9 protein-coding genes are annotated in these 10,573 nt (G+C 62.0%); 3 read left to right on the top strand and 6 right to left on the bottom strand.

Annotated elements, in window-relative coordinates:
* Nucleotides 1-1,170 (bottom strand): mandelate racemase/muconate lactonizing enzyme family protein, encoded by a 1,170-nt coding sequence (locus AC0L2B_RS02205; protein ID WP_287172921.1) that lies wholly within the window; start codon nucleotides 1,168-1,170, stop codon nucleotides 1-3.
* A 63-nt stretch (nucleotides 1,171-1,233) separates the two neighbouring features.
* A complete protein-coding gene (locus tag AC0L2B_RS02210) occupies nucleotides 1,234-2,121 on the bottom strand; it encodes a sugar phosphate isomerase/epimerase family protein (RefSeq protein ID WP_473743989.1) in 888 nt (295 codons plus the stop codon).
* A gap of 396 nt (nucleotides 2,122-2,517) precedes the next feature.
* Between AC0L2B_RS02210 and AC0L2B_RS02215 the strand changes: the two genes are divergently transcribed.
* The 3 genes from AC0L2B_RS02215 to AC0L2B_RS02225 all read left to right on the top strand — a co-directional run bounded on the left by AC0L2B_RS02215 (nucleotide 2,518) and on the right by AC0L2B_RS02225 (nucleotide 5,831).
* Nucleotides 2,518-3,573, top strand: coding sequence for a sugar phosphate isomerase/epimerase family protein (locus AC0L2B_RS02215; RefSeq protein ID WP_473743990.1), 1,056 nt, complete (start codon nucleotides 2,518-2,520; stop codon nucleotides 3,571-3,573).
* Nucleotides 3,574-3,727: 154 nt separating this feature from the next.
* The gene (locus AC0L2B_RS02220) at nucleotides 3,728-4,915 is read left to right on the top strand and encodes a Gfo/Idh/MocA family protein (RefSeq protein WP_091595405.1); all 1,188 of its coding nucleotides are present in this window, start codon (nucleotides 3,728-3,730) and stop codon (nucleotides 4,913-4,915) included.
* Between the two features lie 34 nt (nucleotides 4,916-4,949).
* The gene (locus AC0L2B_RS02225) at nucleotides 4,950-5,831 is read left to right on the top strand and encodes a sugar phosphate isomerase/epimerase family protein (RefSeq protein WP_287208577.1); all 882 of its coding nucleotides are present in this window, start codon (nucleotides 4,950-4,952) and stop codon (nucleotides 5,829-5,831) included.
* On the opposite strand, the gene phnE (AC0L2B_RS02230) is transcribed toward AC0L2B_RS02225, so the two are convergent.
* From phnE (AC0L2B_RS02230) to phnC, 4 genes are all read right to left on the bottom strand, one after another.
* A complete protein-coding gene (gene phnE / locus AC0L2B_RS02230) occupies nucleotides 5,819-7,369 on the bottom strand; it encodes a phosphonate ABC transporter, permease protein PhnE (RefSeq protein ID WP_473743992.1) in 1,551 nt (516 codons plus the stop codon). The two genes, AC0L2B_RS02225 and phnE (AC0L2B_RS02230), sit on opposite strands and share 13 nt — an antisense overlap.
* Before the next feature lie 4 nt (nucleotides 7,370-7,373).
* Nucleotides 7,374-8,348 (bottom strand): phosphonate ABC transporter, permease protein PhnE, encoded by a 975-nt coding sequence (phnE, locus tag AC0L2B_RS02235; RefSeq protein ID WP_473743993.1) that lies wholly within the window; start codon nucleotides 8,346-8,348, stop codon nucleotides 7,374-7,376.
* Nucleotides 8,349-8,424: 76 nt separating this feature from the next.
* On the bottom strand, nucleotides 8,425-9,333 hold the full coding sequence (gene phnD, locus AC0L2B_RS02240) for a phosphonate ABC transporter substrate-binding protein (protein WP_287208583.1): 909 nt from the start codon (nucleotides 9,331-9,333) through the stop codon (nucleotides 8,425-8,427).
* A gap of 161 nt (nucleotides 9,334-9,494) precedes the next feature.
* Nucleotides 9,495-10,352: a phosphonate ABC transporter ATP-binding protein gene (gene phnC / locus AC0L2B_RS02245; RefSeq protein WP_287208584.1), complete on the bottom strand. Its 858-nt coding sequence runs from the start codon at nucleotides 10,350-10,352 to the stop codon at nucleotides 9,495-9,497.
* Between the last annotated feature and the right edge of the window lie 221 nt (nucleotides 10,353-10,573).

A 10,573-nucleotide genomic window follows, 5' to 3' on the forward strand; every position in this document is an offset into this window, starting at 1 on the left:
TCAGCCGCGTAGCGCGTGCGCCTCCAGGAAACGTTCCGAAAGGGTGAATCCCAGTCCAGGCTTCTCGGGGATCGCTATCATACCGTCCTTTGCTTCGACAGTCTCCTCGATCAGATCGTGGATCATCGGATTGGCGCCGAGCGAATATTCGACGGTAAAGCTAGCCGGCGAAGCAGCGCAGACATGCAGCCCGGCAAAGAAGCAAGGCGCGCCGGCCCACAGATGCGGCGCGAAGCGCAGATTGAAGGCGCTGGCGATGGTGCCGATCTTCATTGCCTCGCTGATGCCGCCGCAGAAGGCCGGGTCAGGCTGGAAGATGTCGGCAGCCTTGAGCGTGGCGAGGTCGCGGAACGCATAGCGCGTCGCTTCGCTTTCGCCGGTGGCGATCGGGATGGAGCCGGACGCCCGCACTTCGGCCATCCCAGGCTTGTCGTCGGCGATGACCGGCTCCTCGAACCAGGCCAGATCGAGATCGCCGGCGAGATGGATGAAGCGTTTGGCTTCCGCCACCGTATAGGTGCCGTGCGCATCGACCATCAGGTCGACTTCGGGGCCGAGCGCCTGTCTTGCGGCGCGGACGCGGGCGGCGGAATTGTGCGGAGCGCCGTCCATCGCGCCGATCCGCATCTTCAGCGCCTTGAAGCCGCCCTTGGCGATATAGGATTTCAACTGCTCGCCGATTGCCTCGGTGGAGGCCCAGCCGCCGGAAGCATAGGCCGGCATGCGGTCAAGCTTGCGGCCGCCGAGCAGCCGCCAGACTGGAAGCCCCAACGACTTGCCCAGAATATCCCACAATGCGATATCGACGGCGCTGATCGCGGCGATACTGATGCCGCGCCGCGCCAATTGCGGCATGGCGTGGCCGTTTTGCGCGGCGCTGTCGTGGCGCACGCCATTGTAGAGCATCTCCCAGATCACCCCGATGTCGGCCGGATCGCAGCCGATCAGCTGCGGGCCGACCTCGTGGTTCAGCATGTGGACGAGGGCGCCATAGCTGCCGGTGCTGCCGGCGGCATTCTTGCCTTCGCCCCAGCCGACCAGCCCATCGGCGGTCTCGATACGCAGGATTGCGGCGTCGAACGTCGTCACCTGACCGAAGTCGCTGCGGTGCTGCCGCGCGGCTTCGATCGGTATGCGGACCCACCAGGCTTGGACCGTCTTGATGCGCATGTTCATCCTCTGCCTTGCCGCCGTTAGGGGCCGCCGTCGGAAAGGCTCGTTTCCAGAGATCGATTACTTGATCAGCGGCAGCAGCGTTTCGGCGGTGATGCGCATCTGGTCGGTGTAGAATTTTTCCGTGAGCACGCTGGAACCGTGGTCCTGGATGAATTTGAGCTGCTCCGGCGAGATGTCGACCGGGTTGCGATCGACCATGTCGGGATAGGGAGCAGCCGGCGTGCGGTCGACAGGGGCGACGAACTCATTGGTCAACGCGCCGTCGTAACCGGCCTCTTTCAGGGTGTCGACGATCTTCGGCCAGTCGATCTGTCCGAGACCGGCGGCGAAGCGGTTGTTGTCAGCGACGTGGAAATCGAACAGGCGGTTTCCGACCTGCCGGATGGCATCGTAGACGTTGAACTCCTCCATATGGAGGTGATAGGCGTCGAGGCAGACGCCGCATTCGGGGCTGACCGCATCGGCCAGCGCCAGCGCCTGGCCGCCGCGGTTGAACAGATAGGTCTCGAAGCGGTTGAGCGGCTCGATCGCGACCTTGACGCCGACCTTCTTGGCATGGGTGAAGCATTCCCTGGTGGCGTCGACCACCCATTCCCATTCTTCTTCCTCGGTGCCGTCCGGCACCACCTTGCCGACCGTGGCGGGAACGAGCGTGATGATCTCGCCGTCGAGTTCGCTGACCATCGTCAGCACGTCCTTGACGTACTGCACCGAGCGCTCGCGCTGGCCCTGGTCCCTGGCGGCGAGATTGCGCTCGCCCAGCATCAGCGTCACCGCCCCCCAGCAGCGAATGCCGTGCTCCTTCAGGAGCGCACGTGTCTCATTGATCTTGTATTGCGCGGGCTCGCCGGAAATCTCGATCGACTCATAGCCGAATTTCTTGATGCGCTTGAGCGTCGTCTCCAGCGGTTCCGCCCGCATCCAGTTGTGCGTCGAAAGATGCATGGTCTGTCCTTCCCAGAATTCGCCTGTAACAATTCGCCTGCAACGCACCCCGCCAGATTGCGTTGCATGATCCTCCCCAAGGCGCTCCAGCATTTTTCGTAACTGGTTCGACCAATTTGGCGTGACAAGAGGTCTACATCAATTTCATCTGAACGGCAAGAAATCCCGCAAGGCAGCCCCATCAGGTGACTACTTCTTTGATTAAACTGGCGTATTTGCCCGATGCCAGGTCATTTGCGCAGCGCTGGCTGCGAGCGGCGACGCTTGACCAAATGAGCATATTTGGTAATACCAGAATGGCGGTGCGCACTAGCGCCTGTCGAGAAAAGACCAAAGAGGCTGGCCCTGCTTTCAATCGGCGCTATGCTTGGTCGTGGATAATGAGGGAGGATGCCGATGCCGTCGACAATGAAAGGTCCTGGGCTGTTTCTGGCGCAGTTCGCGGGCGATGCCGCACCGTTCAATTCGCTGCCGTCGATCACCAGATGGGCGGCCGGGCTGGGCTACAAGGGCGTGCAGATCCCGACCTGGGACAGCCGGCTGTTCGACCTCGAGAAAGCGGCGTCTTCCCAGGCCTATTGCGACGAGGTGAAGGGCATCTGCTCCGATGCCGGCGTCGAGATCACCGAGCTGTCGACGCATTTGCAGGGGCAGTTGGTGGCGGTGCATCCGGCCTATGACGCGCAGTTCGACGGCTTCGCGCCGCCGGCGGTGCACAACAATCCGAGGGCCAGGCAGCAATGGGCGGTCGAACAGATGAAGTTCGGCGCCAAGGCTTCGAAGAACCTCGGGCTCAAGGCGTCGGTGTCGTTTTGTGGAGCGTTGGCTTTTCCCTACCTTTATCCGTGGCCGCAACGGCCTGCGGGATTGATCGAGGAAGCATTTTCCGAACTGGGAAAACGCTGGAAGCCGATCCTCGACGTCTATGAGGACAATGGCGTCGACGTCGGTTACGAAATCCATCCGGGCGAGGACGTCTTCGACGGCGCGACATTCGAGATGTTCCTTGACGCGGTCGGCGGCCACAAGCGCTGCAACATCAATTACGACCCGTCGCATTTCCTGCTGCAGCAACTCGACTATCTCCAATTCATCGACATCTATCACGAGCGGATCAAGGCCTTCCACGCCAAGGATGCCGAGTTCAATCCGACCGGCCGGCAAGGCGTCTATTCCGGTTATCAGAGCTGGACGAACCGGGCCGGGCGTTTCCGCTCGCTCGGCGATGGCCAGGTGGACTTTGGCGGCATCTTCTCCAAGCTCGCCCAGTATGACTACGATTCATGGGCGGTTCTGGAATGGGAGTGCTGCCTGAAGCACCCCGAGGATGGCGCGGCCGAAGGCGCGCCCTTCATCCAGCATCACATCATCAGGGTGACGGAAAAGGCATTCGACGACTTCGCCGGCAGCGCGACCGATAAAAAGGTGCTGCGCGCCATGATGGGAATCTAGCACTCTTTTTTCCCTCCCCCTCGAGGGGAGGGTGGCCCGAAGGGCCGGGTGGGGTCGGTTCATGCCGCGCTCCACGCCCGGCGACCCCACCCCGACGCTACGCGTCGACCCTCCCCGCAAGAGGGAGGGCAAGCAACAACGAGGGAGAAAAATCATGGTCGGCGCATCGAAGTCGGAAACGGGAGGCGGCCCGATCCGCTACGGCATGGTCGGCGGCGGGCAAGGCGCCTTCATCGGCGCCGTGCATCGGATCGCGGCGCGCATGGACAATGAGTTCGTGTTGGTCGCCGGTGCCCTGTCATCCGACCCGGCGCGTGCCAAGGCCTCGGCCGAGGAACTCGGGCTCGATCCGGCGCGCAGCTACGGCTCGTTCGCCGAGATGGCCAAGGCCGAGGCCAAGCGGCCGGACGGCATCGAGGCGGTGGCCATCGTCACGCCAAACAATGTGCATGTGCCGGCGGCGAAGGCGTTTCTCGAAGCCGGCATCCACGTTATTTGCGACAAGCCGCTGGCGACGACGTTGGCGGAAGCGAAGAAGCTGGCGGCACTGGTTGAAAAGACCGGCAAGGTCTTTGTCCTCACCCACAACTACACCGCCTATCCGATGGTGCGGCAGGCGCGCGAGATGGTAGCCAAGGGGCAGCTCGGCGACATTCGCATCGTGCAGTCGGAATATCCGCAGGACTGGCTGACCGAGGACCTTGCCGCCACCGGCCAGAAGCAGGCAGCGTGGCGCTCGGATCCCAAACAGGCCGGCGCCGGCGGCGCGCTGGGCGACATCGGCACGCATGCCTACAATCTGGCACGCTTCGTCTGCGGGCTTGAGCTTGATGCGCTTTCCGCCGATCTCGACGCCTTCGTGCCGGGGCGGCAACTCGACGACAACGTCAATGTGATGCTGCGCTTCAAGCCGGTCGGCAAGTCGCACCCTGCCAAGGGCATGTTGTGGGCGAGCCAGGTGGCGCCCGGCCACGAGAACGGGCTGAAGCTGCGCATCTACGGCTCGAAAGGCGGGCTTGAATGGGTGCAGGCCGATCCGAACTACCTCTGGTACACCCCGTTCGGCCAGCCAAAGCAGTTGATCACTCGAAATGGCGCCGGCGCGCTGCCCGTCGCCGGGCGCGTCAGCCGCGTTCCGTCAGGCCATCCGGAAGGCTATCTCGAAGGCTTCGCCAACATCTACCAGGAGGCGGCCCGCGCCATCCGCGCGGCGCGCCGGAAGGGTGGCAAGCCGGCTAAGGATGTCATCTTCCCGACCATCCAGGACGGTGTCGAAGGCATGGCCTTCATCGAGGCCTGCGTGAAATCGTCGAAGAAGAACGCAGCCTGGACGAAGCTCTAGAAAACAACCGGAAATCATGTTGGAGGGGGCGTCGATGAAAATCGGCATGTGCATGTTTTTGTGGACGACGGCCGTGTCGAAGAAACACGAGCCGCTGCTCAGGGATATCAAGGCGACAGGCTTCGACGGCGTGGAAATTCCGATCTTTGCCGGCACGCCGGACGACTACAAGAAGCTCGGTGCGCTGCTCGACCGCATCGGGCTGGAGCGCACCGCCGTTTCGGCGATGGGCGATCCGGCGATGAATTTGATCTCGGCCGATGCCTCAACGCGCAAGGCCGGCATCGACTATATGAAATGGGCGATCGACTGCACACATGCGCTTGGCGCCAGAACGCTGAGCGGCCCGCTGCATTCGACGCTCGGCGCCTTTTCCGGCAGTGGGCCGACAGCGGCGGAGAAAAAGCGCTCCGTCGCCTCGCAACGCGCCATCGGCGACCATGCCGGCAACAAAAACGTCACCATCGGGCTGGAGGCGCTCAACCGCTTCGAGTGCTATCTGCTCAACACGATGGACGATCTGTCGGAGCATGTCGACGCAATCGGCCGGCCGCACATCAAGGCGATGTACGACACTTTCCACGCCAATATCGAAGAGACCGACGCGATCGGCGCCTATACGCGCAACCGCAAAAATGTCGTTCATATCCATATTTCGGAGAATGATCGCGGCGTGCCGGGGCGCGGCCATATTCCGTGGCAAGAGACGTTCTCGGCCATCCGCAAGAGCGGCTATGACGACTGGCTGACGATCGAGGCCTTCGGCCGCTCGCTGAAAGATTTGGCGGCGGCTACCAAGGTGTGGCGCGATTTTTCGGAAAGCCCGGAAGCCGTCTACCGCGACGGCTACAAGCACATCAAGAGCGGCTGGAAAAAGGCTGGTGCCTGGACGCAGCCTTCCTCTCAGGCGATCTGAACTGCCGGCGGCCGGGCGGAAACGCGCCGCTCATCATTGCTGTTTGCGACGGTCCCCATCAGCTTGCGGCGGAGATAGCTGGAGATGCTGTCGAAGATAAAAACGACAAGCAGGATCAGCATAACCATGTAGAAAACATTTGCCCAGTTGGTGTTGGTGCGCATGGCCTCCCACAATTTCAGGCCGATGCCGCCGGCGCCGACAGCGCCTATGATCGTCGCTGACCGAGTGTTCGATTCCCAGAAATAGAGAGATTGGCTGAGGAATACCGGCAGAACCTGGGGCAGCACGCCGTAGCGCTGCACCATTGCCGGCGTGGCGCCAACCGAGCGGATGCCCTCGCGCTGCTTGTCGTCGATGTTCTCCAGCGCCTCGGAATAAAGTTTGCCCAGGGTTCCGGTGTCGGTGAAGAAGATAGCCGACATGCCAGCCAGCGGCCCAGGACCAAAGCCGCGCGTAAAAAACAGCGCCCAGATCAGCATGTCGACCGAGCGCAGGAAATCGAAGAAGCGCTTTGTCACCTGGTTGGCTATCCGGCTCGGCGTGACGTTGCGCGCAGCCAGGAAGGCGAGCGGAAAGGCGACGATCGAGGCCAGCACGGTGCCGACAAAAGCCATGACGATGGTCTGCAAGAGCTTCAGCCAGACGTCGCCGTGCTGCCACTCGGCGTTGTTCAAAATGTTGTTCCAGGCGAGCGCCGCGTTTGACCGCGACGGGTCGATGCGAACCCCGGAGACGATCAGTGAAGCGACCTCGCCGAATGGCCTTCCCCAGAATGGCGAGTTCGTGTCGAACACGAAATTGGCCCACCCGAAGAAACGTCTCCAGGCGACCACCTCGTCATTCTGCACCTCGGCGCGGCCGAAAAATCCGAACGAGACATAGGCTGTCGAGCCTGGCCTGCGTTGCTCGATCCAGTCGGGCAGCGGCGTGCGCGGTGTCACAGAACTACCCTTGGCGATGTCAAAGACGACGCTTTCGGCGCCGCGCGTCACGGTGACCAGGTCTGGCGTGACGGCGATCTGGCCATTGCCAAGGGTGACGGTCGCCGCCACGACGGCGTTTTCGCGCACCGTTTCAGGCACCGCCGGAGCGGATTGGCCCGACGGGGCGGCCGGGTTCTCGGCGGTTGGCGCACCAGGCGCCATGAACGAATCCTGCGACGACTTGTTGGTCGCGATCGCCGGTGCCGGCGCTGCCTCGACCTGCCGCTCGATGACGGCCATCTGCTTGGCCACCCAGTCGGGATCTGGATTGGACCCCAGCTTGGAGAATCGGGAGTAGTCGATGGTCAGATGATTGTCCTTGAATTCGATGTCGGGCCGAATTTCGTAAGATACCCAGTCGGCGAGATAAGCGCCGGCAAGGTTCCAGTTCGCCTTTTCGAGAACGGCGGCGACCGAGAAGAACCACGCGCAGTAGAAGGTGTAGAGAAGGCAAAGAAGGATGCCGATCGGAGTGGCGTAGCGCTTCCACAGCGAGCGCCGGAACGCGTCCGGGTGGCGAGCGGCGATGTCGTTGATGGCATCCGGATTCATTGCACTACTCTCCGCGCCCGTATGCGAACGCCTGCCGGCCGACAAGACGATGTCTCAGCCATGCCGAAAGCTGGTCGACGGCGACAATCGTGCAGAACAGCAGGAAGACGATGGCGATGGTCTTGGCCTCATGGCCCCGGCCGATCGAAAGACGCAGGGATTCGCCGATGCCGCCGGCGCCGACGGCGCCAAGTATGGTCGAAGCGCGCACATTGATCTCGAAGCGGAGCAGGAAATAGCTGATGAAGTTGGGCAGGACCTGGGGCACGATGCCGAACCACACCCGTTCGACCCAGTTGGCGCCGACGGCACGCAAGCCCTCTTCAGGCTTCATGTCAGCATTTTCGACGACTTCGAAGAACATCTTTCCGAGCGCGCCGACGGTATGGATGCTGACCGCAATGATCGCCGGAATCGGCCCCAGCGAGAAAATCGCCAGAAAAAAGCCGGCAATGACAATTTCAGGAAAGGCGCGGACGATTTCAAGGAAGCGGCGCGTGACGAAACGGAGCCAGCGGCTGGCCGTGATATTGCCTGCGGCGAAGAAGCAGAGCAGGAAGCCGAATGTGGCGCCCACCAGCGTCGAAAACATGGCGATGTTCAGCGTCTCGACCATCCGGTGGAAATACTCCGGAATGTAGATGCCCTGGGTGAGGTAGACCCGGCCCTCCGGGTAGTCGAACTTGAGGCTGCCGTCGTCATAGGGTGACGGCAGGTCGAACAGTGCGCGCACCGGGTCGAACCAGTCGCGCGGCTTCAACTCGGCGAAAAAGTCGGCGACGTGGGGGAGGCGGTCGAAGAACTTTCCGGCGTTGGTTTCGTTGGCGAACCAGAGCGAGCCGGAGAGTGCAAGAAACAGGAAAACCAGGCCGCCGATCGTGTAAAGGCGCCTGCGGGCGGCGAGGTCGCGCCAGTGCCGCTCGACGGTGGCTCCCTCCGGTGAAAGCGCGGGCGCGCGGTAAATTTCGGTCGCACTCATCGATATTTTTCCCGGCCCCTGATGCGGCAACGCCGCCGGCGGCTCATGGCCCCGGCGGCGTTGTGGCAGTTTGTTTCTACGAGCCGATCTTCGCCTTACGGGCGTCGATGATCGGCTGGTAGAATTCCGGGGTAACCGGCGAATAGCCCTTGTAATCGCCGCCTTGAATTGCCGAGAAACAGGCCGGATCGGTTTCCGGAAGCTTGGTCAGGAAATCGGTGATCTTCTGCCTGGTGCCGGCGTCGATCGACGTACGCAATACCAGCGGGCCGTTCGGGATCAGGGGCGACTGCCACAGTTCGACGAGGTCATCCATCTTGAGGACGCCCTTGTCGACCATCTTGCGCAGATTGCCCGAGCTGTAGCCGTCGTTGAAGTCGCCGACGCCGGAGGCCCAGGTGGTGCCGGCATCGAACGTGCCCTTCAGGACTTCAAGGACAAGCTGTTCATGGCCGCCGCCGAAACCGGTCGACGCGAAGTAGCTCTTCACATCCATGCCGATGTCCTTGGGCAGTGACGTAACCGGGATCAGGTAACCAGAAGTCGAATCGGGATCGGCGAAACCGAGTTTCTTGCCCTTCATGTCGGCGAGCGTCTTGATGCCGGAATCAGCACGCGCGACCATGACCGCACGGTAGCCGGTCGAGCCGTCGGTCTGGATCGTCGTCAGGATCGGTTGAACAGCGTCCTTGTTTTCGAGATAGACCTTGGCGTAGGCGGAAGCGCCGAGCTCGGCAAAGTCGAGCGTGCCGCCGAGCAGGCCCTGGATGACGCCGTCGTAGTCGGCGGCCGGGAACAGCGAAACTTTTTCGACGCCGAGGACTTGCTTGATGTGGTCGGCGAAGCACTGGTAGTTGCGCAGGCGGTCGGCTTCGTTCTCGCCGCCCAGAATGCCGACGCGGAATTCCTTCAGATCCTGTGCCTGAACCGCGCCCACCGCCATGGCGAGGATGGAAACGGCACCGAAAAGTATTTTTCTAAACATTTCGCGTCTCTCCTGTTGGTTCCGGCATCGCGCCGGCAGCGTTCGAATTTTGAGGGCGCTTTTTTATGCCCGGCCTTGATGCGGACTGGGGGTCCCAGGCGCTCTTTCGTCGTCTGCTTTCGTATACTCGTATACCGGTATCCACTTGCCGAATCGTGGGCCTAGTAGCCGGGAAATGCGGGCTCGAGTGGTCCGGCGGATGCGACGATTTTTTGCTTGATGGTGACGCTGGTCGAAGTGATCGCCTCGGAGATTTCGCCGCCATTGCTGTCGGCGCCATAGACCATGCGCACGGCCTCCCGATTGAGCTCTTCGGGCGGGCCGTCGAACACCACCTTGCCGGCGGCCATGCCGATGATGCGGTTGCAATAGTTGCGCGCGGTATCCAGCGTGTGCAGATTGGTGACCACGGTGAGGCCCTCGCGCAGATTGATGTCCTGCAGCGAATCCATCACCACCTTGGCGTTGAGCGGGTCGAGCGAGGCGATCGGCTCGTCGGCGAGGATGACTTTCGGCTGCTGCATCATGGCGCGGGCAATCGCGACGCGCTGCTGCTGGCCGCCGGACAAGGTGCCGGCCGGCTGCAGCGCCGTGCGGGCGATGTCGAGACGCTCGAGCGCCGCGATCGCCTCGGCCCGTTCCTCGCGGGAGAAGACACCGAGCAGATTGACAACGGTCGAGCGGTGATTGAGCCGGCCGAGCAGCACATTGGTAAGCACGTCGAGGCGCGGCACCAGGTTGAATTGCTGAAAGATCATGGCGCAATCGCGCTGCCAGCGCCTGAGCAGCGAGCCGCGCAGGCTGGAGACTTCGGCGCCGTCAAAGAAAATCGAGCCCTGGCTGGGATCGATGAGGCGGTTGATCATGCGCAAAAGCGTCGACTTGCCTGCACCCGAGCGGCCGATGATGCCGACCATCTGGCCTTGAGGGATCGAGATGTCGACATTGCTGACGGCGGTGTTCCTGCCAAACCGACGGGTGACGCCGCGGATTTCGAGCGTGGCTGAGGTTGCTGACATAGGCAAGTTCCAGTCCAGTCGCGTTTCGAAGGTCTGTTAGCCTTGGCTAGCGCAACCGCATGAAACCGCGGTGTCGGATTGATGTCAGTTTTGTTACCGTCCACAGCCTGGAAGGAGGCGAGCCGGCGGACGCGGTTCGATCAAGTGAATGGTGAATGGTGAATGGTGAATGGTGAATGGTGAATGGTGAATGGTGAATGGTGAATGGTGAATGGTGAATG

Source organism: Mesorhizobium sp. WSM4815, assembly GCF_055811575.1.

What these genes read in the sequence shown, in the direction of transcription:
- phnE (WP_473743992.1), bottom strand. Translation starts at nt 7,369, where the DNA reads ATGAATCCGGATGCCATCAACGACATCGCCGCTCGCCACCCGGACGCG.
- AC0L2B_RS02210 (WP_473743989.1), bottom strand. Translation starts at nt 2,121, where the DNA reads ATGCATCTTTCGACGCACAACTGGATGCGGGCGGAACCGCTGGAGACG.
- phnD (WP_287208583.1), bottom strand. Translation starts at nt 9,333, where the DNA reads ATGTTTAGAAAAATACTTTTCGGTGCCGTTTCCATCCTCGCCATGGCG.
- phnC (WP_287208584.1), bottom strand. Translation starts at nt 10,352, where the DNA reads ATGTCAGCAACCTCAGCCACGCTCGAAATCCGCGGCGTCACCCGTCGG.
- phnE (WP_473743993.1), bottom strand. Translation starts at nt 8,348, where the DNA reads ATGAGTGCGACCGAAATTTACCGCGCGCCCGCGCTTTCACCGGAGGGA.
- AC0L2B_RS02225 (WP_287208577.1), top strand. Translation starts at nt 4,950, where the DNA reads ATGAAAATCGGCATGTGCATGTTTTTGTGGACGACGGCCGTGTCGAAG.
- AC0L2B_RS02215 (WP_473743990.1), top strand. Translation starts at nt 2,518, where the DNA reads ATGCCGTCGACAATGAAAGGTCCTGGGCTGTTTCTGGCGCAGTTCGCG.
- AC0L2B_RS02220 (WP_091595405.1), top strand. Translation starts at nt 3,728, where the DNA reads ATGGTCGGCGCATCGAAGTCGGAAACGGGAGGCGGCCCGATCCGCTAC.
- AC0L2B_RS02205 (WP_287172921.1), bottom strand. Translation starts at nt 1,170, where the DNA reads ATGCGCATCAAGACGGTCCAAGCCTGGTGGGTCCGCATACCGATCGAA.